General features: G+C 68.1%; 17 protein-coding genes and 1 rRNA gene. 6 read left to right on the plus strand and 12 right to left on the minus strand.

The features are described from left to right. Positions 1-4 precede the first annotated feature (4 nt). Together RIA68_06090 and RIA68_06095 are read left to right on the plus strand one after the other, a co-directional pair. Positions 5-1624: a glycosyltransferase family 2 protein gene (locus RIA68_06090; protein MEQ8317009.1), complete on the plus strand. Its 1620-nt coding sequence runs from the start codon at positions 5-7 to the stop codon at positions 1622-1624. Beyond that, entirely contained in the window at positions 1621-3315 is a 1695-nt protein-coding gene (locus tag RIA68_06095) for a glycosyltransferase (protein ID MEQ8317010.1), read from the plus strand. Before RIA68_06090 ends, RIA68_06095 begins: the two co-directional genes overlap by 4 nt. Here RIA68_06095 and RIA68_06100 read toward each other — a convergent pair. Continuing rightward, positions 3280-4968: a sigma-70 family RNA polymerase sigma factor gene (locus RIA68_06100; protein ID MEQ8317011.1), complete on the minus strand. Its 1689-nt coding sequence runs from the start codon at positions 4966-4968 to the stop codon at positions 3280-3282. The genes RIA68_06095 and RIA68_06100 overlap by 36 nt on opposite strands. A gap of 192 nt (positions 4969-5160) precedes the next feature. Continuing rightward, entirely contained in the window at positions 5161-6972 is a 1812-nt protein-coding gene (gene dnaG / locus RIA68_06105) for a DNA primase (protein MEQ8317012.1), read from the minus strand. A 115-nt stretch (positions 6973-7087) separates the two neighbouring features. Between dnaG and RIA68_06110 the strand changes: the two genes are divergently transcribed. From RIA68_06110 to clpX, 4 genes are all read left to right on the plus strand, one after another. After that, positions 7088-7360, plus strand: coding sequence for an acylphosphatase (locus RIA68_06110; GenBank protein ID MEQ8317013.1), 273 nt, complete (start codon positions 7088-7090; stop codon positions 7358-7360). A gap of 82 nt (positions 7361-7442) precedes the next feature. Further along, positions 7443-8222: a hypothetical protein gene (locus tag RIA68_06115; GenBank protein MEQ8317014.1), complete on the plus strand. Its 780-nt coding sequence runs from the start codon at positions 7443-7445 to the stop codon at positions 8220-8222. Then, positions 8213-8566 carry a hypothetical protein gene (locus RIA68_06120; protein ID MEQ8317015.1) on the plus strand — a complete coding sequence of 118 codons (354 nt, stop codon included), beginning with the start codon at positions 8213-8215 and terminating at the stop codon, positions 8564-8566. The genes RIA68_06115 and RIA68_06120 overlap by 10 nt, the downstream gene beginning before the upstream one ends. 110 nt (positions 8567-8676) lie before the next feature. Continuing rightward, the gene (gene clpX, locus RIA68_06125) at positions 8677-9999 is read left to right on the plus strand and encodes an ATP-dependent Clp protease ATP-binding subunit ClpX (protein MEQ8317016.1); all 1323 of its coding nucleotides are present in this window, start codon (positions 8677-8679) and stop codon (positions 9997-9999) included. A 69-nt stretch (positions 10000-10068) separates the two neighbouring features. On the opposite strand, the gene RIA68_06130 is transcribed toward clpX, so the two are convergent. The 10 genes from RIA68_06130 to RIA68_06175 all read right to left on the minus strand — a co-directional run bounded on the left by RIA68_06130 (position 10069) and on the right by RIA68_06175 (position 21330). Further along, positions 10069-11430: a hypothetical protein gene (locus RIA68_06130; GenBank protein ID MEQ8317017.1), complete on the minus strand. Its 1362-nt coding sequence runs from the start codon at positions 11428-11430 to the stop codon at positions 10069-10071. 59 nt (positions 11431-11489) lie between these two features. Continuing rightward, a complete protein-coding gene (locus RIA68_06135; protein ID MEQ8317018.1) occupies positions 11490-12938 on the minus strand; it encodes an AAA family ATPase in 1449 nt (482 codons plus the stop codon). 185 nt (positions 12939-13123) lie between these two features. Then, positions 13124-14296, minus strand: coding sequence for a 3-dehydroquinate synthase family protein (locus RIA68_06140; GenBank protein MEQ8317019.1), 1173 nt, complete (start codon positions 14294-14296; stop codon positions 13124-13126). After that, the gene (gene rsfS / locus RIA68_06145; protein MEQ8317020.1) at positions 14293-14760 is read right to left on the minus strand and encodes a ribosome silencing factor; all 468 of its coding nucleotides are present in this window, start codon (positions 14758-14760) and stop codon (positions 14293-14295) included. The genes RIA68_06140 and rsfS overlap by 4 nt, the downstream gene beginning before the upstream one ends. Positions 14761-15087: 327 nt before the next feature. Then, positions 15088-16561: ribosomal RNA gene (locus tag RIA68_06150) — 16S ribosomal RNA — on the minus strand. 410 nt (positions 16562-16971) lie between these two features. Continuing rightward, the gene (locus tag RIA68_06155) at positions 16972-17868 is read right to left on the minus strand and encodes a hypothetical protein (GenBank protein MEQ8317021.1); all 897 of its coding nucleotides are present in this window, start codon (positions 17866-17868) and stop codon (positions 16972-16974) included. 5 nt (positions 17869-17873) lie between these two features. Beyond that, a complete protein-coding gene (locus RIA68_06160; protein MEQ8317022.1) occupies positions 17874-19046 on the minus strand; it encodes a protein arginine kinase in 1173 nt (390 codons plus the stop codon). Continuing rightward, the gene (locus RIA68_06165; protein ID MEQ8317023.1) at positions 19043-19606 is read right to left on the minus strand and encodes a UvrB/UvrC motif-containing protein; all 564 of its coding nucleotides are present in this window, start codon (positions 19604-19606) and stop codon (positions 19043-19045) included. Before RIA68_06165 ends, RIA68_06160 begins: the two co-directional genes overlap by 4 nt. Before the next feature lie 125 nt (positions 19607-19731). Continuing rightward, positions 19732-20010 carry a L28 family ribosomal protein gene (locus RIA68_06170; protein ID MEQ8317024.1) on the minus strand — a complete coding sequence of 93 codons (279 nt, stop codon included), beginning with the start codon at positions 20008-20010 and terminating at the stop codon, positions 19732-19734. Positions 20011-20115: 105 nt separating this feature from the next. Beyond that, positions 20116-21330, minus strand: coding sequence for a DegT/DnrJ/EryC1/StrS family aminotransferase (locus tag RIA68_06175; GenBank protein MEQ8317025.1), 1215 nt, complete (start codon positions 21328-21330; stop codon positions 20116-20118). Positions 21331-21354: the final 24 nt, after the last annotated feature.

The raw sequence follows: 21354 nt of genomic DNA on the forward strand, positions 1-21354 counted from the left end.
GACGTTGACCCAACACGCCCACGCATCTTCTCAGGCACACGATCGCCAGCACGCTGCCGCCGCGCCCGCCTCCTCCGCTGCGATCCCGGGCGCCGCCGTCATCATGGTCACCTGGAATCGCGCAAGGGAGGTCCGCCGCGCCATCGAGTCCGTCCTCGCACAGCGAGGCGTCGACCCGAGCGCCATCCACCTCGTCGTCGTCGACAACGCCTCGACCGATGGCACCACCGATGCCCTGGCCGCTTGGCTCCGCCCCGAGCGCCTCGTCCGCAACGAGACCGAGAGCGCCCACGAGCCCGCCTTCGACATCCAATACACCGACGACTCGAACACCGTCGGCCTGGCAAGCATTACGCTCGTGCGCAACGCCGCCAACCTCGGCGGCACCGGCGGCTTCAACACGGGCTTCCAGGCCGTCGACCAGGTCCTCGCCAAGGACGCGAGCATCGACTTCCTCTGGCTGCTCGACGACGACGCCGTCGCCGACGCGCACGCCCTTGCCTCGCTCCTGCGTACCGCCGAAGAAGACCCGCACGCCGGCCTCGTCGGCTCGCGGGCCGTCGACATCGCCGACCGCCGCACGACCTACGAGACCACGATCTACTACGACCCCCACCAGGGCCGCATGGCCGAGACGCCCCACGCCGGCCACCGCCTCGAAGCCGCGCACAACGACTGGATCTCCGACGTCGGCAACAGCCGCGGCGACCACCGATTCTCGGGCGTTCGCGAGGTCGACGTCGTCTCGGCCTGCAGCATGCTCGCACGCCGCAGCGTCGTTCAAGAGGTCGGCTACTGGGACAGCCGCTACTTCATCTACTGCGACGACGCCGACTGGTGCCTCCGCGTCGGCCGCGCGGGCTACAGGGTCGTGTGCGACCTCGACGCGGTCGTCTATCACACCCCCTGGTTCCAGAAGCTCACGCCCACGCGCCTCTACTACGCCCAGCGCAACGCCATCTGGACGATGCGCAAGGGCCTGGCCGGTGCCGCTCTACGCGCCAGCACCGCCCGTTGGATGGTCTCGGTCCTCCGCGCCAGCCTCGCCGCCAGCCTGCGCCGCCGCCGATTCCACGCCGAGATCCTCCGCCGCACCGCGCTCGACGCCATCACCAACCGCGCCGGCCGGCTCGACGCCGCCGAGCCACCGCACGAGCCGATCGCCGACGCCATCGCGCGCCTGCACCTCGACCGCCCCGACGCGCGACTCGCCTTCCTGTGCATGACCGATGACCAGGTCGAGCTGGCACGCACGATCAAGGCATCCCTCCGCGACCGACTCGCGTCGCGATGCCCCATCTTCGTCACCATCGTGCGCCACGACGCCGGCGCCGGCGACGTGACCTACGCCCCCACCACGCGCTCTCGCATCTCCCGGCAGCTCCCCTTCCTGACCAACCCACCCGACGCGTGCGTCGTGCTCAATAACACCAACGACTTCCCGCTCGCCCGCTGCGCCGTCACGCTGCACGTCGACCATCGCGACCCCGAGCGATGCCAGGCCGAGCACGACCGCATCCCGTCGCGCGTCGCGTTCCTGGCGCGTTGGTCGACCACCGCCGCGCGCGCCGCGTGGTACGTCCTTCGTAACGCGCCCCAAGCGCCATCGGCCCCCTTCGGATGACCGTCGCCCACCCGCCACAGGCCGATCCGCCCCGCACCATCGCGCTCATGGGCTGGGCAACCCTCAGCCGCCAGGCCGAAGAGGGCTCGGGCTACAACCTCAACGCCTCCGAACTTGCCATCGGCCTGGCGCGGCTCGGCCACCACGTGCACTACCTGGGCTCGGGACTGCGCTACGACCTCCGCCCGGGGCCCTACGTCCGAGAGATCGCCCCCTGGAAGGGCATCCGCAACTTCGAGCTGGTCAACAGCCCCAACCTCGCGCCCTCGGCCATCAACCTGCGCAACGTGAACACCGAACGTCGTTGCGATCGCACGACCCGGCTCGTACTGAACTGGCTTACGAACATCAACGCCGACGTCGCGCACGTCCACACGCTCGAGGGACTGAGCCTCGACTTCATCCCCGCCATCGAGGCTGCCGGCATCCCCGTCGTCGCCACCACGCACAACTACGCCTGCGTCTGCCCGCAGGTCGACCTGCTCCACCGCGAGCACGAGGTCTGCCTCGACTACGACGGCGGCAACCGCTGCGCGAACTGCCTCGAGGCCCCGCATCCCGCGAAGCGCCGCCTCAAGCGACGCCTGGGCCAGGCCGCCCAGGGCCTCGTCGGCCAGGCAATCACCGGCCACGCGCGCGCCTCGGCCAAGTCCATCGCCCACGCACGACGCGTGGGCGGGACAGAGCCCACGCCCGTCGACGAGCTCCGCCACCTCGGCTACGACAACGGCGCCGTCGAGTCGGCGCAGAATGCCGAGGGCGAGGACAGCACCTACGGCCTGCACGCCGAGCCGCGCGAGCTGCCCAAGCCCGCCCCCATCCTCCCCGAGGATACCAACGAGCGCATGCTCGCCAATCGCGACCTGCACCTGACCGTGCTCAACGACTACGGCCGGCGACGCCAAGACGGCATCGCCGCCCTCAACGCCGCCAGCCTGGTCACGCCGCCCAGCGACTTCCTGGGCCGCGTGCACGAATCGATGGGCCTCGACCCCGAGCGACGACGCACCGTCCGCCTGGGCCAGCCCCACTTCGATCGCATGCACCGAGCCGCCATCGCGCTGCCCGGCTACGACCAATCTCCCTGGACGCCCGACGCGAGCCGCCCGCTGCGCCTGGCCTTCTTCGGCACCGTGCGCCCGAACAAGGGCCTGCGCGTGCTTGCCGACGCGATCGGGCTGCTACCCGCCGACGTCCGCCGCCGGTGCATGTTCCACGTCCGCGCCTCGGGCGGAGACTGGGCCTTCCGCAAGCTGCTCAGCGGCTACCCGCAGGTCCAGTTCGCCGGCGCCTACGACCTCATGCAGCGCGCCGCGTCCGTCGCCGAGTACGACGTCGGCCTGCTCCCCCACATCTGGATGGAAAACTCGCCGCTCGTCCTGCTCGAGCACCTGCACGCCGGCAAGCTCGTCGTCACCAGCCGCCTGGGCGGCCCGCCCGAGTGGATCGTCGAGGCGGGCGGCGCCACCAATGGCCTGCTCTTCCCCTCGGGCGACGCCCAGTCGCTCGCCGACCACGTCACCAGCCTCGTGCGCGGCCAGGTCGCCATCCCCAGCGCCAGGACCATCCACGACATCACGCCGCACCTGACCAGCTACCCCGCCCACCTGGACGAGGTGCAATCGATCTACGAAGAAGTCATTGCCCAGAAGGCCTCACGCCCGGTCGACGAATCCCTCGAGCCGGCGTGACCGCAGCGGGTGCTGCAGCTTCCGCAGCGCCTTGGTCTCCACCTGCCGCACGCGTTCGCGGGTCACCTTGAAGATGCGACCCACTTCCTCGAGCGTGTACGTGTACCCGTCGCCGATGCCGTACCGAAGCTTGATGATCTCACGCTCGCGATAGCTCAGCGTCCGCAGCACCTGCTCGAGCTTCTCGCGGAGCATCTCCTGGACCATGCCGTCGGACGGCTCGCCGTGCCGCGCGTCCTCCAGTACTTCCATCATCGAGCCGTCGTCGTCGCCCACCTGCTTGTCGAGCGAAGCCGGGCTCCGCGACAGGTTCATCACCTTGCGCACCTCGGCGGGCGTGCACCCGGCCGCGTCGGCGATCTGCTCGTCCGTTGGCTCCTGCCCGTGCTCCTGGATGTGCCGCCGCTGGATCGCACGGATCTTGCTCATCGTGTCGATCATGTGCACCGGCAGCCGGATCGTGCGCGCATGATCGGCCAGCGCCCGCGTGATGGCCTGGCGGATCCACCACGTCGCGTACGTGCTGAACTTGTAGCCACGCTTGTACTCGTACTTGTCGACCGCGCGCAACAACCCGGTGTTGCCCTCCTGGATCACGTCCAGGAATCCGAGCCCGCGGTTGCGGTACTTCTTGGCGATCGACACCACCAGCCGCAGATTGGCCCCCGACAGATCACGCTTGGCCTGCTCGTACTCCCAGAACACGCAGTTGAGCTCCGCCACGCGCCGCGCGAGCGCCTCGGGCGTCTCGAGCACCAGGCCGCGCAGGCCCTCGAGCTCTTCGCGCATGACCTGGCGATCGTCTTCGTCGAACGAGGCCGAGGAGCCGTTGCCCTCGTGGTGTTCAGCCAGCAACGCCTCGATCTCGCGCATCTTCGCGGAGATCGCCCGCAGCTTCCGCAGGATCGGGACCAGCCGGCTCGTCCGCAGCTCGAGTTCTTCGATGAGCGCCGATACCCGCCGACGCCGCGCCGCCAACGAACGCTCGATCGCCGCGAGTTCCTGCACCGCTCGCGGTGTCAGCCGGCCGTCATCGCCCCGGCCCTCGCGGTACACGTGCTCGGCCCGGGACCATTCCAGCCGATTGCGCGACAGCATCGCCTCGATGGTCGGCAGGCTCGACGGCAGCCGCCGCGCGAGCCGCTCCTTGGCCTCGGGCGTGATCGTCGAAACCCGCAGCGTGCGATCGAACGGCAGCTTGCGAGACTGCACCTGACGCAGCAGGTCGACCGCCTGGGCCGCCACGTAGTCGCTCTGCAGGCAGCGCCGGCGGAACATGATCCGCGTAAGCTCGATCTTCTTGGCAAGCCGCGTCTCGCCCTCCCGCGTCAGCAGCGGGATCGAGCCCATCTGCGCCAGGTAGCTGCGGATCGGGTCCTCGACCGAGCGATCGGCCACGATCGGGTCGGTCGACTCTTCGCTCGCGGGAGCGACGAGGGGGGCGGCATCCCGACGCTCGCTCTTGCGATCGCCCGTGCCCTTGGCGTGCCGCGTGCGGGCGCGATAGCTGGGCTCATCGAGCAGCTCCACGCCAAGGTCGTCGATGCGGGCCAGCAGCACGTGCAGCGAACGAGGCTCCACCCAGTCGTCCGGAGCCGCCTCGTTGATCTCCTCGAAGCTCAACCAGCGCCGGGTGGCCGCGGTCTCCAGCATCCCGGTTATGGAAGGAGGCAATCCGCTCATCGCACGTCCGGACCCGGTCGGCCCCATCCTCCCTCGCTCATGGCAGGGCCCTGCCCCGCCCGCCCCGACCTTGCCACCGCCCGATCAAACTCTATTCGGCCAACCTGGATGCCGCCCACATGCCCGCACGCCGTCGGGCCCCGATGGAAGCCCGAGAACCCGCTACGACGGCCTCGCAATGCGTCCAGGGTCATGCTGGAAGCGTGCCAGTTGCTCTCGACGGGCCCGGATCCGCTCGAACGGGTCGACCTCCTGGCTGGTCTGTCGGCCCAAAACCTGCCGCATGAGCCCGGCGACCAGGTCACGCAGGCCCGCCCCATGGTCCCCGCTGCCGCTCGCACCGCCCTGAACGACAGCCTGACGCTCGGCCCAAGCCACCAGCGTGCTGGCCCACTCGAACGCATCCTCGGGAAGCTCGCCCCGGAGGACCGCCATCGTGATCGATTCGCCCTCGGCCGCCAGGTGATCGACCGCCGCCGCCACCGGCTCGCTCGGCCCGCCCGAGACGGCGTCACGCAGCATGATGGCGTCGTCCTCACTGAGCAGCCCCCACGCCTTCGGCTCGAGCAACACGACGCCAACCAATCGATCGGCGGCCGCCAGCGACGCCGGCTGGCCGCCCTCGCGCGCCCCCTCGACCGCGCCGCGAGCACGCCGCGGTGCGCTCAGGGCCAGCTCCCGCAGACGATACTGATCGAGCCCGCTCAGGTTGCCGAGCTGCGCGAGGATCTGGTCCTGCCGCGCCGGCTCGATCTGCCGCAGCCCGTGCTCGCCCAGCCACCGAACCTCATCTTCCACGCCCTTGAGCAGCGCGGAGCGCCCCTGACCGGCTAGCCGAGCCTTGAGCCGCTCGAACCGGAACGACAGCAGGTCGCCCGCCGAGCGCACCATGGCAGCAAACCGCTCCTGGCCGCCCTCTTGCTTCAGCAGCTCGTCGGGATCCTTCGCGTTCTCGCCCTGCCCGAGGATCGCGATCTGAACGTCCAGCGGCTCGGCGAACAGCACGCCGACGGCCCGGTCCGCCGCCGTCAGCCCCGCCTCGTCGCCGTCGAACAGCAGCACCACGCGGTTGCACAGCCGCCGGAGCAGCGACGCGTGCTCGGCGGTGAAGGCCGTGCCCAGCGTCGCGACCGTATTGGTGAAGCCGGCTTGGTGGCACGCGATGGTGTCGGTGTAGCCCTCGGTCACGATGCAGAAGCCGGCCTGTCGGATGCCGGCGTTGGCCTTCCAGAGCCCATACAGCACGCCCGACTTCTTGAACACCGGGCTCTCGGGGCTGTTGAGGTACTTGGCCGGGTCGTCCTCGCTCAGCCGCCGCCCGCCGAACGCGATCACGCGCCCGCCCTGATCGTGGATGGGGAACATCAATCGGTTGCGGAAGACGTCGTAGTGCCCCCCGCCCTGGTCGCGGGCCTTCACGAGCTGCGCCGCCGCGAACGCCTCGACCGGCCGCTTGGCCCGCAGCACGGCCTGCACCAGCCCGTCCCAGCCCTCGGGCGCCGCCCCGATGCCGAAGGCTTCCACCATCTCGGGCGAGATGCCTCGCCGCTCAATCATCGCACGGGCCGCCCTGCCGCCCTTGGGGTCGACCAGCGACCGGCGGAAGTACTCCTGCGCCATCGCGTTGGCCTCGAAAGCGCTGGCGCGCTCGCTGCGGCCGGGCCCCGAGGGCGCCCGCCGCCCCTTCACCGTGAGCTCGACGCCCGCGACCTCGGCCAGGTGCTCCAGGGCCTGCGGGAACTCCACGCCGTCGTACTTCTGAACAAACGACAGGGCGTCGCCACCCGCGCCGCACGCGAAGCACTTGAAGATCTGCTTCGCGGGCGAGACGAACATCGACGGCGAGCGATCGTCGTGGAACGGGCACAGCCCCACCCACTCGCGGCCCTTCTCGCGCAGCTCCACGCGCTCGCGGACGACCCGCACGATGTCGGTGGCCGCCAGCACCCGCTCGATGTCCGCCCGATCGCTCATGGCACTCCGTTGCTCGGCGTTCTGGTGTGACGGTACGCCCGAGATCTCGCGCAAACGCGCGCCCCGATTGCAATCGACCGGGATCGCGGGCGATCGAATGGATACGCTGTCCATCATGGCGATCCGGACGGCGGTCCGCTATCTCGGCACGGTGCAGGGCGTGGGCTTTCGAGCGACCGCCCGCTCCATCGCCGAGCCGCGACCGGTCACCGGCCTGGTGCGCAACGAGCCCGACGGCACCGTCTGGCTCGAGGCCCAGGGCCAGCCCGGCGACGTCCAAGCGTTCCTGGACGCGCTCGCACGCACGATGCAAGGCCGCATCGCGCAGGCCCGCCACGAGGACCGTCCGGTCCGCGTCGGCGAGACGGGCTTCCGAATCGCCGGCTGATTCCCGCTCACCGTCCGAGCGAAGCGTCCCGAGAGGGTCGCCGACATCCTGGCCCGCACGTCGGATCGAAGGAATGACCAACATGCCCATCGACAGCCAGCACATCGAAAGCTACAAGGCGCTCTGCTCGGACATGTACGTCAACCTCAAGCTGGCCTTCCACAGCGAGATCGACACGACCCGGCAGGCCACCGTCGAGTTCTTCGACCGCCTTCGCAAGGAGTTCCCCGCCCTCCAGACGTTCCGCCACGTGCAGAACGAACTCGCGATCGAGTCGGCGCCGGGCATCTCGCCGCAGCACTGGGTGGCCGTCCGCGGCAACTGCGTGCGCGCCGGCGCGGTCAACCCCGAGTCGTTCGAGCAGGCCTACCAGCTCCACGCCGCCGTCCTCGAGCTGGCGCCCTACTACCTGGGCATCAGCCCGCTGGACATCGACTACTACGAAACCCTCTTCGGCTTCGACATCGAGGCCTCGGGCGATCACGACCGGATCGTGTTCGAGTCCCTGCTCCGAGGCTCGCCCCTGGCAAGCCTCGTCGAGGACATGGGCGCCGCGCCCATCGACGCCCAGCCCATCCTGGGCGTCGCACTCCGTGGCGACGGCATCCCGCGGCGCAGCGAGGCCTACTTCGAGGTCAAGACCAGGCCCGCCGGCGCCAGCAACGGGCTGGACGGCGAGCCCATCAGCGTGTACCTCACCGTCCGCCGACACGGACCCATGGAAGACATCACCACGCCGAAGCTTGAGTTCTCGGACCTCGGCCGCTGCGGCGAGCGCATCATCGAGAGCTCGGTCATGCCGAGGCTCGTCCAGCCCATCCGCTCCTTCATCGCCTCGGGCGGGACCAGCACGTGGAGCTGAGCGCCCCGGCCATCCTGGGCCAGGCCGCCTCCGGTGGCGATACCGGGCAGTTCCTGATCTGGGTCGGTGCGCTCATCGTGGCGGTCGTCATCGGCACGGTGGTGCTGCTGATCATCCGGCGCCGCATGATCGGACGTGCCGACGAAGACCGCGGCGGGTTTTCGACGATGGAAGAGATGCGGGCGATGGTGGCCCGGGGCGAGATGTCCCAGGAGGAGTTCGATCAGGTCCGAAAAGCCATGATCGACAAGATCAAGGCCGCCAAGACCGAGCCCCAGGACGGGGGCCGGGTTTCCGAGGCCGGCCCGCCCGATCGGGAAACACGGACTCGCCCGGACCGGTAGAGAAAAACACGCACGACGACGTCCTTTTTGCATCCAGACGGGCCTCTGACGCGTCGATACAGTCCTGACGTGCGGGCAAGGGGCCCCCGATTGGACGCAGTGGGAAGAGCATGGCAAAGAACACCCGAGACAGCGGCAACGATCTCAGCAAGACCAAGCCGGGTGGCGGCGACGACGGCTTCAAGGGCCGCCGCGTCACCACCTGCTCGTTCTGCGGCAAGTCCAGCCGAGAGGTCGGCCCCATGGTCGAGGGACCGGGGCAGGTCTATATCTGCAACCCATGCACCGACCTGTGCCTGAACATCTTCAGGCAGGAACGCCGGAAGGTCTCGGCGGTCGGTAGCGCGCTGGGTGAGGTGCCCACGCCGCGAAACATCACCGAGTTCCTCGACCAGTACGTCATCGGCCAGGAGCAGGCCAAGAAGACCCTGGCCGTGGCCGTCCATACCCACTACAAGCGACTGCTGCACCTGGAGAGCAACGACACCTCCGTCGAGCTCGACAAGAGCAACATCCTGCTGATCGGCCCCACCGGCAGCGGCAAGACGCTGCTGGCACGCACGCTGGCGCGGATGCTCAAGGTGCCCTTCGCGATCGGCGACGCCACCACGCTCACCGAGGCCGGCTACGTGGGCGAGGACGTCGAGAACCTGCTGCTCAAGCTGCTGCAGGCCGCCGACTTCGACCTCGACGCGGCCCAGCGCGGCATCATCTACATCGACGAGATCGATAAGATCGGCAAGACCAGCCAGAACGTCTCGATCACGCGCGACGTGTCGGGCGAAGGCGTCCAGCAGAGCCTGCTCAAGATGCTCGAGGGCACCGTCGCCAACGTGCCCCCGCAGGGCGGCCGCAAGCACCCCGAGCAGCAATACATCCAGGTCGACACGAGCAACATCCTGTTCATCTGCGGCGGGTCGTTCCAGGGCCTGGAAGACATCATCCGCCGCCGCGTGGGTCGCAGCCGCATCGGCTTCGGCACCGCCGAGGATGCCACCCAGGTCGGCGAGCGCAGCGGCGCGCTGCTGGCTCAGGCGACGACCGAGGACGTCATCGAGTACGGCATGATCCCCGAGCTCGTCGGCCGCCTGCCGATCATCAGCCCGCTCATGCCACTCACGCTCGACGTCATGATGACCGTGCTGACCCAACCTAAGAACGCCCTGGTGCGTCAGTACCAGCACTTCTTTGATCTGGAAGGCGCGAAGCTGCAGTTCACCAAGGGCGCGCTCAAGGAGATCGCCAACCGGGCGCTCAAGCGTGACACCGGGGCTCGCGCACTCCGCGGCGTGATGGAAGACATCATGCTCGACCTGCTCTACGAACTGCCCGAGCGCGACCACGAGGGCGACAAGTACGTCATCGACCGCGACGACCTGAAGGGCAAGATGACCCTCGATGACCTGCGTGTCGAGTCGAAGAAGACGGCCTGATCACGCTCGCATGAACACGAAGCCCGGGTCCCGCCCGGGCTTTTTCGTGCGCGCCGTCATCGGGAAGCGTCAGTTCAGGTCGAGCAGGATCGGTACGTTGGGCGCCTCGACGTGCAGCCGCAGCTCACCCTGCGCGAGCCCCAGCGCTCCGCGTGCATCTCGCAGCACCAGGTGCCGGACGCTCGGCAGGCCTGCAAGCCGCTGGCCCATCACGACCGCGATCAGCTCGGCGTGGTCGCGCAGCCAGCTCGATACGACGACCAGGTCGCGTACCGCCGCCGACGCGCGTTCGCTGTCGGCCGCCCACGCCACCGCGTGCAGCACCCCCGAGCCATCGACGGCCAGCTTGACCTCGTGGGCGTACGGGCACGAGACCTCGACGGGTTCGAGTCCATCGGGCAGCGTGCGCTGGTGGGCCGTCGCGTCGGTGTGGCTCGATACGTCATCGCTCGGATGCTCGTCGATCGTGTCCGCCGAAGCGTCGTTCTCGAGCTTGACGTTCGTGACCTCGCCGCCCTCGGCATTGAATCCGGCCGGAACGCTGGTGCGTCGCGGCTCGAACCGATCGCCAGCCCCCGGCCGAGTCTGAACATCCGCCTCGACGGGGCGCTCGAGCATGCGGCGCAGCAGGTCGGGCACGTCGGCCCACGCCGGCGGCGCGCCGTGGTACAACTCGGCCGAGACGCCGGCGTCGATCCGAAGGACCGGCGTATCCGACTCGACGGTGAGGCCAAGAAATCGCTGTGCCGCCTGTGCCAGCTTGTTAGCAGCCTCGCCCGCAACCGCGCCGTGCGCGCCTGCAACGGCGATCCGCATCACGGGCCCGGCCTCATCGGGTGGCAAGTCCTGGGCGATCGACTTGATGCTCTGGTACGCCCGCACGATCGCTGGATCATCGGCGCCCGCCAGGATCGTCATCGTTGCCGCCTCGCACTCGCCTCCGATCCAGCCTGCCTCGGCCTCGGGCAAGCGCACGATCAGGTCGGCGTCGAGGCGGGCCAGCCGCTCGAGCGCCCGCGGGAGTTCTGCCTCGGCTCGTCCGGAAAGCCCCGGAACGCCGAACACCTCGAGCCTTGCAGACTCGTCGCCGAGGCTCAGCAGCCCCACGGCTCGGCCCGTGTCGCGGTGCCGATCGCGTGCGTACTGGCTGGCCCACCCCGCCGCGTGCACGGGCAGATTGCCAAGCACCAGGAGCGAGAGCGCGGGCTCGCTCGCACCGCTGGAGGGCTTCAGTTCGACCTCCGTCACCGGATCGGCGGATTCGACGCCGTCGTCGACCCCGTCAACCCCAAGGAAAAGGGCGGCAAGGTCGTCCGACACGCCGTCGGGCGAGTCTGCACGGTCGTAGGGCCCCGCGGGACGGTCGCTGCCCCCGAGAAGGCGAGCGCCATTGCTCGATCCGGAAAGCGTCGTGGACGTGTGGTCGGACATGGTCGTGCGCTCCGTCGCGTGTCCTGCCCGGAGATCCTCTCGGGCAATGCCTGCGGCTGCTAGGCCGCGGGCGGCGGGCCGTCCCTTTCGTGACTGCGGGCGTCGGCCGGCGGCCCGGATACCTCCGCGATGCTGTTCGGCTCGCCGAACGGGTTGGTCACGGCATCGGGGTTGAACGGGTCGGCAGTCCAGAAGCCGTCGACCACCAACCGGTACGCGTGCCGCCCCGGTGGGAGTTCGAGCTTGCGTGCGTGCACGCCCAGCTTCTGATATCGGTTGAAGCGGTGGCTCTGGGCCGACCAAGCGTTGAATTCTCCGGCAACGGCCACGCTTCGGCCCAGCCCGATGGGCTGTACGAGCCAGACCCCACCGGCCACGGGGTGGATGCCGAACGCCTCCGACCCGTGCTTCGGAAGCAGCAGTCGCTCGAGTTCGAGGTTGCCCTGATCGTCGTCTTCGAGCGTGGCCGACGGCGACGACGTTGGCTGGGGCACGGCCGATGCGTTGCTCGCGTCACTGGTCGCCGCAGGGGCCTGCTGGCCCGACCGAGGGGCAGGCGGCTGCACAGCAGGGCTGGCGTTCGGCGGCTCGACGGCGTCCAGCTCCATCGACCGGCGGGCCCGCTCGGCGACTTGGGCGACCGTGTGATGACCGCTCGCCGCAGGCTTCACTTCCGTCCAAGGTTCGGGTCGCAGTTCGTGAACCGCGGGCGCCGCTGATCCGGCCGTCCCTTCGCCGCGTGCGTCGTTCAGCACCCACTCGGCGAGCTCGGCGTAGTCCTGGGCGGCCTGCGACTGCGGCGCGTACTCGCCTACCGGACGGCCGAACGTCGCGGCCTCCTTCACCTTGTCGTCCTTGTGGATCACGGTCTGGCAGACCTGTGAGCCGAACCGGCTGCGGAGTTGTTCGAGGAGTTCGCTGGGCAAGGCCGCTTCGGGCTCGTGGATCGTCGGGACGATCCAGTGGCGCGCCTGCCGCCCAAGCCGCTGGCCAAGGCTTCGGAGAGTCGCCACTTGCCGGCTGGCACCTTGCTGCGCAAAGTAGCTCGTTTCGACGGGAATCAAGACCTCGTCCGCAGCACACAACGCGTTGTACGTCAGCAGGCCGATCGACGGCGAGCAATCGATGATCGCGAGGTCGTAGCCCTCGAGTCCAGCGATGACCTTGGCCAACCGCTGTTCTTTATCCTCGAGCGACGCGAGGCCGCCACGCGAGGCCTCGAGCCCGGCGAGCTTCATCCGGCTGGGCAGCAGGTCGAGGTTGCGGCCGATGCGCCAGAGCAGCTTCGAGCGATCGAGCGAACCGGGCGACTCTGCCAGCATGGCGTCGCCGACGTCGACCTCGATGTGGGCCTCGGGAATGGCAAGGCCCGCGGCACAGTGGGACTGTGGATCCATGTCGACCAGGAGCACGCGCTTGCCCCGGGCGGCGAGCGCCCCGGAGAGGCTGATGGCGGTGGTCGTCTTGCCACAGCCACCCTTCTGGTTGACGATCGCGATCGTGCGCATCGGGCTCCTGCCCTCTCACTGCAGCGGATCGATTCTGGCGCCAGTGGCCAGCTATACACCTCCCTCTATCAACCCTTCCGGCCGCGTTATCGGGATGTTCGTGCAAACGCCTCCAAAGAAGGCGCTAGGCCCCATCGACGCCCCATCTTCACACCGCAAATGTCGTAATTACGACAAAATCGCGCCTAGACGATGGCCCGCCACGCCTTGGCGATCACGTCGTCGCCCGGGTCATCCCGCATCACGACGCCGTCGCGCGTGGGAAGGACGAGGCGGAGCGTTCCGCCGCTGGCCTTCTTGTCTTGCCGCATGGCGGTCGTGAGGTCCGCGAGGCTTCCCGCAGCTACGAGCCTGGTCGGCAACCCAACCGCTTCGACTGCCATCCGGACCGAAGCGGTGAGTTGCCGGTCGCCGACGCCGAGTTCTTCGGCCAGCGTCGCCGCCGCGATGAGCCCCAGCGCGACCGCCTCGCCGTGCATCGGGTGGAACTCGGCCCCGTCGATGAGCACGCGGGTTGCTTCGCTGCCCTCGATGGCGTGAGCGAACGTGTGGCCGAGGTTGAGCGCGCGGCGCCCGGGCGTGCTGCCGGTCGCAGCCTCGCGCTCGTCACTGGCGACGATGTCGGCCTTCAGGCCGACGTGTTGCGTGACAAGCGATGCCAGGAGATCGGCTTCGCCCGCCAGCATGCGGGGCATCGACTCGATCAGATTCTGGAGCGAGAGCAGGTCTTCGCCGGAGTTGCCGGCGATGAGTGCGTGCTTGATGCACTCAGCCATGCCGCACCGCATGTCGCGTGGTTGGAGCGAGGCAAGCGCGTCGACGTCGGCCACGACCAGCGAAGGGTGGTGGAACATGCCCACGGCGTTCTTCAGCAGCACGGCCGAGTCGTCGATGCTGGCTCGCAGGTTCACCGCGGTCTTGCCGCCCACCGATGCGTCGACCATCGCGAGCAGCGTCGTCGGGCACTGCACCACCCGAACGCCCCGGCGGTGCAGACCGGCCGCGAGTCCCGCGACATCGCCCAAGATGCCTCCGCCGAGCGCAACCACCAGATCGGTACGCTCGAGCTTGGCTTCGGCCAGATCTTCGAGCATCCGCTCGAGCGTGGCGATGCACTTCGAGTTTTCGTCGAGACGAAGCTCCGACCGAGTGACCCTTGGCTTGTCAAGAGAAGCCGCGGCCTGATCTCGCAACCCAGCCGGCACGCCGGCATCTTCGAAGACGTGGACCCGGGCGCACTCAAGCCTGGCTAACTCGAACAGTTGGCCGAGGCGAGAGAACAGGCCCCGTCCTGTGAGCGCGAGATAACCGCCGCTCAGCAATCCCACCCGAACGCTGGCCGGGGGAGGCTCGGTCATTGCGGGAACTGCTCGCCCGGCTTGAGGCCTGCGCGGTTGCGGTCGACCTGGTCGGGCCTCGCCCACGAGACTTCGTCCGCGTCGGGGTAGAGGCTCTCGACGTCATAGTGGGCCCGGGTGTTGGGCTCGAAGACGTGCAGCACGACGTCGACGAAGTCGGCCAGCAGCCACGTCGAACGCTCGTCGCGCGCCTGGCGGACGGCGGGCATGCCCGACTCCTCGGCCAGCTCCATCGCGTGGTCGAGCACCGAGCCCATCTGCCGATCGCTCGTGCCCGAGGCGATGATGATGTAGTCGGTCACCGGGCTCTGGCCCGAGACGTCGAGCACGACGATAGCCTCGCACTTGTCGTCGCTGAGCATGCGGGCCAGGTCGACAGCGAGCGTGCGCGCGTCGTCGGTATTGCCGCGGCGGGTCGGCGACTGGGAATCGAGCTTGATGGGCGAGCGGTCGTCCTGGGGCATCGGCTGGTCTGGGTCCTTGTGGTGGTTGAGCGTAGGGACGCGGGCGATCGGTGCGATGACCGAGTACGGCCTTGCCCGCGTGCGACGGGCGCGTAACCCCGCGAATCCAAAAGAAAACGGCCCGGATTGCTCCGGGCCGTCTCAAGTCCAAAGCGGTCGAGATATTCCTCGCCAGCCGTCACCGGCTGGCTCGTCGCGTTGCACCAGAGCGAACTCTGGAAGCGGTGCGAACGAGAGTGTACTGACGATTTTGATCGCTCGCTGGAGTTCGCACTCCGTGGATCGCCTTGGTCGGGGACGATCCGCGAGTCTAAGGAAATCCCTTAGAAAGGAGGTGATCCAGCCGCAGGTTCTCCTACGGCTACCTTGTTACGACTTAGTCCCAGTTACCGAACTCGCCGTAGGCACCACTGAATCGTGGCGACTTCGGGCGCTCCCGGCTTCCATGACTTGACGGGCGGTGTGTACAAGGCTCAGGAACGTATTCACCGGAGCGTAGCTGATCTCCGATTACTAGCGATTCCGACTTCATGCAGGCGAGTTGCAGCCTGCAATCCGAACTGGGGCGCGCTTTTTGCGATTTGCATACCTTCGCAGGTTAGCATCGCTCTGTACGCGCCATTGTAGCACGTTTGCATCCCTGGGCGTAAGGGCCATGAGGACTTGACGTCATCCCCACCTTCCTCCGGTTTGACACCGGCAGTCTCGTTAGAGTCCTCGCCATAACGCGTTAGTAACTAACGATAGGGGTTGCGCTCGTTAAGGGACTTAACCCGACACTTCACAGCACGAGCTGACGACAGCCATGCAGCACCTGTGCACGTTCCACCCTTGCGGGCGTGGCTCTGCTTTCACAGAGTTAATCCGTGCATGTCAAACCCAGGTAAGGTTCTTCGCGTTGCCTCGAATTAAGCAACATGCTCCACCGCTTGTGTGAGCCCCCGTCAATTCCTTTGAGTTTTAGCCTTGCGACCGTACTCCCCAGGCGGCACACTTAACGCTTTCGCTTCGACCGGAAAAGGGTCAGACCTACTCCGATCTAGTGTGCATCGTTTACGGCGTGGACTACCAGGGTATCTAATCCTGTTTGCTCCCCACGCTTTCGTGCATGAGCGTCAGGACAGGCCCAGGGTGCCGCCTTCGCCTTCGGCATTCCTGTCGATATCTACGCATTTCACCGCTCCACCGACAGTTCTGCACCCCCCTACCTGCCTCAAGACCAACGGTTCGCCCCGCAATTCCCCGGTTGAGCCGGGGCATTTCACGGGACGCCTGAAGGTCCGCCTGCGCACGCTTTAAGCCCAGTGATTCCGATTAACGCTTGGGCCACTCGTCTTACCGCGGCTGCTGGCACGAGTTTAGCCGGCCCTTCCTCTGGACCTGATCGTTGGTTCTAGGTCCTGACAGTGGTTTACGACGCAGAGCGCCTTCATCCCACACGCGGCATTGCTCCGTCACGCTTTCGCGCATTGCGGAAGATTCGTCGCTGCAGCCTCCCGTAGGAGTCCGGGCAGTGTCTCAGTCCCGATGCGGCGGGCCATGCTCTCACACCCGCTACCCGTCTTCGGCTTGGTGAGCCGTTACCTCACCAACAACCTGATAGGACGATCGCCGCTCCCAACTTCCTCCGTAGAGCACACGGGGTATTACCGCCGGTTTCCCGACGCTATCCCCCACATTGGGGTACGTTCGATCGCATTACTCGCCCTTTCGCCGGTGTCCCCCGAAGGTTCTCCCAGACTTGCATGCTTTAGCCATGCCGCCAGCGTTCAATCTGAGCCAGGATCAAACTCTTCAATTGAAGCGACAACCGAGCTTTCACCCGATTGCCGACAATCTCAGAATGATCCGTTTGAACCGCTGCAACTCCAACGAGCAGAACTCGCGAAGCGACAGCGGCCGGTCATTCTCGCGATCACAAGTGATCACGAGCCGTCGTCGGCAAAGACGACGGTCTAGTTGGCGTACTCAAATTCATCACGAGAGTGCGCCAACGGCCAGGATCTGTGCATCCCGGCCACCGGTTTGACCGGCCTTGCCAACCCCTGGTCGGGGCGTGCGGGTGATGATCCGCACTGACAAGGCCTCACACTCTCGAGGGCATCTCGACCGCTTAGATTTCAAAGAGCGTTGGGGCGGGCTCGCATCCGCTTGCCGGCCCCGAGTCCCGCGTCCGGCCGTGGCCAGAGCGGTGGAGATAATACACGGCTCTCAGCGTGCGTCAAGCCTCGACGCCCCCGTTCCTCCACTTTTTTTAGGACCCTCGCTCGCAACGCCCCCTGCATTCGCCGAGGACGTGTGCACGAGGGGCAGTCCCGATGGCGAACCGCCCTGCCCGGCTCTCCCCTGCTCGGCCATCGCCACGCACGCCGCCAGCACGACGGGCTCCTTCCGGGAGCCCCGCAACGACTTGATCGCCCGGCACGCCTCCACCAGCGTGGCACCGGTCGTGCTCACGTCGTCGACCAGCACCACCACGCGCAGTCCGTCCAGGGCGTCTTCGCCGACGCAGGGCCGCATGGCCCGGTGCAGGTTGCGTTTCCTCGCGGCCGCCGAAAGCCCGGTCTGGGCGGGCCGATGCCGCCTGGTGAGCATCTTGCGGCATGGCGCGCCCGACCCGCGCGAGACCGCCCGCGCCAGGCACGTGGCGTGATCGATGCCCCGACTCGCCCGGCGCCAAAAGCTCATCGGCACGGGCACGACCGCCGTTCGGCCGAGCACCGCCTCCTCGGGCTCGCCGGCATGCTCCGCGACGAGCCGCAACCGCTCGGCTACCGCCGCACCGAGCGCCACGCCCAAGTGCTCGCCCACCGCGTGCCAGCGGTTGAACTTGAAGTCGTGCACGGCATCGCGGAGTGCGAGGTCGTAGCGCCCCAGTCGAACGAAGCCGTCCCAGGGGATCCGCACGCTGCGGCACGTACCGCATCGCCCAGCCGCGAACTCACCCGGCCCAACGCCGTGGCCGCATCGAGGGCAGTATGCATCGAGCGCATCGGCAACGAACCCTGAGCTGCGTAACGCCTCGAGCGGACCGGGCAGGTCGCTGAGCATCGCACGCTCGACGGTGACTAAGCCCGTCCGTAGTTTGTTGAGTGCGCCCCCACGCACGGCGGTTACTCCGCTTCGCCCGGCTCGGGGCGATTGCTCGGCCCCGCGGGCGGGTCGGGGCGATCGGGCCTGATCAGTCGCGGCGGCTGCCGGGGCGACGCAAACGCCTCGCCGAGCTTCGCACGCAGGAGCGAGGCGCGTGCTTCTCGGCGTTGGTCCTGCGTCAGCTCCTGGCCGATCGCCTTCTGAATGTGCGCCGGCTGCACGGCCACGAGCAATTGGTTCACGAGCGACAGCTCGAGATTCGGCACCAGCTTGAGCGCGATGCCCAAGCGCAGCCGGCTGAGCAGCTTCGTTGCTTCTTCCGTGCTGAGCAGCCGCGCGTGCAGCAGCACGCCCACGGCCCGCCAGGTCTGGTCTTCGAGGCCGCGGCGTCCGCCACGCATCAGCCGGTCGCGGGCGTTGTGCTCGTAGGCGATGACCATCGGGATGATCTCGCTCTCCATCTCGCGGAGCAGCACGGCCTCGCTCTTGCCGATGGTCGTCTGGTTGCTGATCTGGTAGAAGTCGCCAGTCGCCTCGCTGCCCTCGCCATACGAACCGCGGACGGTCAGGCCCAGGTCGTCGGCGGCGCGCTTGACCTTCTCGATCTCGCGCGTGATCTTGAGCGCGGGCAGGTGCAGCATGACGCTCAGCCGCACGCCGGTGCCGACGTTCGTCGGGCACGCCGTGAGGTACCCAAACCGCGGGCTGAAGGCGTAGTCGACGCTCTGCTCGATCGCGTCGTCGGCAGCGTCGATCTCCTGCATCGCGCCCGAGAGATCGAACCCACCGCGGATCACTTGCAGGCGCAGGTGGTCCTCTTCGTTGATCATGATGGAGAGCCGACGCTCGGGCAGGCCGATCGCCACCGCCCGGCCGTGCATCGGCTCGCCGGGCTTGCCCATGGCGTGCTGGCGGCTGATGAGCCGTTCCTCGACGAGCGACGCCCGGTGGCCCGAGGTCGTCGACGCCAAATCGACCCACTCCAGGTGCGGGCTCAGGCGTGCCCCAAGCACGACGGGCTTGAGGCGCACGAGGATGGCCGTGCGCTCGCTCGCGGGCGCTCGATTGGGGAAGCGGAAGCCCGCGAGGTTGCGCGCCATGCGCACCCGGGATGACACGACGACGTCGCCGGCCCGGCCGGCGACCGCCAGCCAGCTCCCCGCGCCGCCCTGTCGGCCCTGGTCTTCCTTCATGCCGGCCCGCCAGCCCCGCCGCCAGATGGCTCTCGCTCTTCGCCCTCGAGCGGCCGCAGCTCGTCGCGGAGCGCCGCGGCCCGCTCGTACTGCTCCATCGAGATCGCCTCTTCGAGCTGCTTACGCAGGAGCGCCACCCGCTCGGCCCGTTCCTTGGCGCCGCCGAGCACGCGCTCGATGGCCTCTTGATCACCCTCGCGGGCCGTCGCCAGCATGCGCTTGGGCGTCTTGCCGATGTGGTGGGTGCTGCCCTGGTGGGCACGCTCGATGAGCGGCGAGAGCTTGTCCTCGAACGCCTCGTAGCAGCCCGAGCAGCCCAGCAGCCCGTGCTGGCGGAATGCCGCGAACGACAGCCCGCAGGTGCCGCACTTCAGACCCGAGCCTTGCTGTTGCACGCTCAAGACGACCGACGAGCCGCCGGCGGGGATCGAGACACTGGAGTGCCCGGTCAGGCCGACCTCGGCGGCATGCCGCTCGCACAGCCGGCGCACCATCACCTGGCCGTTGACGATCTGCGTCTCGTGGACGGTCGCTTCGGCATCGCACAGGTCGCACTTCACGCTGATGTACCCCGGGCCGGCCGGTCAGGGCGGGCTCAGTCGCATTCTACGGGCACGCGTGGGCGGGCTCGGAAGCACCGTGGGGGATCGCCGCGGAAACGCCGCCCGCGGCGGGGCAAACCGGGTCAGCCGCCGGCCTGTTCCTTCTGCTGGCGGGTGTAGCCGTACTTGCGCTTCAGTGGCTTGACGACCAGGCCGCTCTTGATCGCACGGGTGCTGGCCAGCACGCGCGTGGGCTTGCCGTCGATGATGGCGTGGACCTTCTGGAGGTTGGGCCGGAACGCTCGGCGGGTGATGCCGGTGGTCTTCAGGCCGAAGCCACCCTTGGAGATCTTGGCGCCGCCGTAGGCCTTGGACTTGCCAAAGCGGGTCTTGCGTCCGGTAAAGTGGCATTCATAGGGCATCGTCCAGTCCTCGGTCTCGATCCACGCGGTCGCCCGGGCTCCTGGGCCCGGCGGGTCGAGATGGTAGGCCCCAAGGTTGCCCCGAGGAAAGCCGCGGATCGGCCGCTAGCCCCGCGCCAGGTTCTCGCGCGAGAGCATCAGGCTCAGCGTTTGGGCGACCAGGTCGATGTCGCGCTCGGTCAGGCCGCCATGGAACGGCAGGGCGATGGTGCGGTCCGACACGCTCTCGGCGATCGGGAAGGCCCCACGCTCGTAGCCGAAGCGGCGGACGTACTCGGGCATGAGATGGATGCTGGGGAAATACGGCGCGCAGCCCACGTCGTGGTTGCGCAAACCCTCGATGATGCGGTCGCGCTCCTCGGCCGTGTAGCCGCGCTCCAGCCGGACGGTGAACACGAACCAGCTCATGCTGGTGCCGCTCTCGATGGTCGGCAGGATGATCCCCGGGATGCCCAGCAGGCGGTCGAGGTACTCGCTGGCGACGCGGCGGCGGGCCTCGACGATCTCGTCGAACCGGCGCATTTGCGCCACGCCCAGGGCGCAGGCGATCTCGCTCAGCCGGTAGTTGTACCCCAAACGCTCGTGGCTCAGCCAGAGGCCCAGCCCGCTGCTGCCCTCCTGGGCGAGCTCGGAGGGCATCGACCGGCCCTGGTTGCGCAGGCTGCGGCAGAGGTCGGCCAGGTTTTGATCGTCGGTGACGATCATGCCGCCCTCGCCGGTAGTGATCTGCTTGTTGGGGTAGAAGCCGAAGACGCCCACCCTGCCGAAGCTGCCGCACTTGCGGCCCTTGTAGGTCGTGCCCAGCGCCTCGCAGCAGTCCTCGATGAGGTGGATCTCGTTCTTGTTCGCGATGGCCGCGTAGCGATCCATGTGCGTGGGGTTGCCCAGGGCCTCGACGGCCATGATGGCCTTGGTGCGCGGGCCGATGGCCTGCTCGACCTTGTCGGGGTCCATGTTCAGGCTGCGCGGGCAGAGGTCGACGAACTTGGGCGTCGCGCCGACATAGAGGATGGCGTTGGCGCTGGCCACGAAGCTGAACGGCGTGGTGATGACCTCGTCGCCCGGCCCGATGCCCAGGGCCAGCAGCGCCAGGTGCAGGCCGCTGGTCCCGCTGTTGACCGCTACGCCGTGGTCGCAGCCGGCGGCCTCGCTGACGAGGGCCTCGAAGGCCTCCTGCATCGGCCCGATGCTCAGCCGGCCCGACCGCAGCACGCGGACGACCGCGTCGATCTCCAGGTCGGTGATGTCGGGCCCGCTCAGGGCGATCTCGGTGCCGGCGGTCGGACGGCGTGAAGGCCTGGATTGGTCGCTCGAATGCACGTGGGCTCCCGTATCGCTCGGCGT

The organism is Phycisphaerales bacterium, from assembly GCA_040217175.1.
GTDB lineage: Bacteria > Planctomycetota > Phycisphaerae > Phycisphaerales > UBA1924 > JAHCJI01.

Bases quoted from the DNA above. Each gene is read 5' to 3' on its own strand.
- RIA68_06095 (MEQ8317010.1), top strand. From the start codon at position 1,621: ATGACCGTCGCCCACCCGCCACAGGCCGATCCGCCCCGCACCATCGCG.
- RIA68_06100 (MEQ8317011.1), bottom strand. From the start codon at position 4,968: ATGCTGGAGACCGCGGCCACCCGGCGCTGGTTGAGCTTCGAGGAGATC.
- dnaG (MEQ8317012.1), bottom strand. From the start codon at position 6,972: ATGAGCGATCGGGCGGACATCGAGCGGGTGCTGGCGGCCACCGACATC.
- RIA68_06110 (MEQ8317013.1), top strand. From the start codon at position 7,088: ATGGCGATCCGGACGGCGGTCCGCTATCTCGGCACGGTGCAGGGCGTG.
- RIA68_06115 (MEQ8317014.1), top strand. From the start codon at position 7,443: ATGCCCATCGACAGCCAGCACATCGAAAGCTACAAGGCGCTCTGCTCG.
- clpX (MEQ8317016.1), top strand. From the start codon at position 8,677: ATGGCAAAGAACACCCGAGACAGCGGCAACGATCTCAGCAAGACCAAG.
- RIA68_06130 (MEQ8317017.1), bottom strand. From the start codon at position 11,430: ATGTCCGACCACACGTCCACGACGCTTTCCGGATCGAGCAATGGCGCT.
- RIA68_06135 (MEQ8317018.1), bottom strand. From the start codon at position 12,938: ATGCGCACGATCGCGATCGTCAACCAGAAGGGTGGCTGTGGCAAGACG.
- RIA68_06140 (MEQ8317019.1), bottom strand. From the start codon at position 14,296: ATGACCGAGCCTCCCCCGGCCAGCGTTCGGGTGGGATTGCTGAGCGGC.
- rsfS (MEQ8317020.1), bottom strand. From the start codon at position 14,760: ATGCCCCAGGACGACCGCTCGCCCATCAAGCTCGATTCCCAGTCGCCG.
- RIA68_06160 (MEQ8317022.1), bottom strand. From the start codon at position 19,046: ATGAAGGAAGACCAGGGCCGACAGGGCGGCGCGGGGAGCTGGCTGGCG.
- RIA68_06170 (MEQ8317024.1), bottom strand. From the start codon at position 20,010: ATGCCCTATGAATGCCACTTTACCGGACGCAAGACCCGCTTTGGCAAG.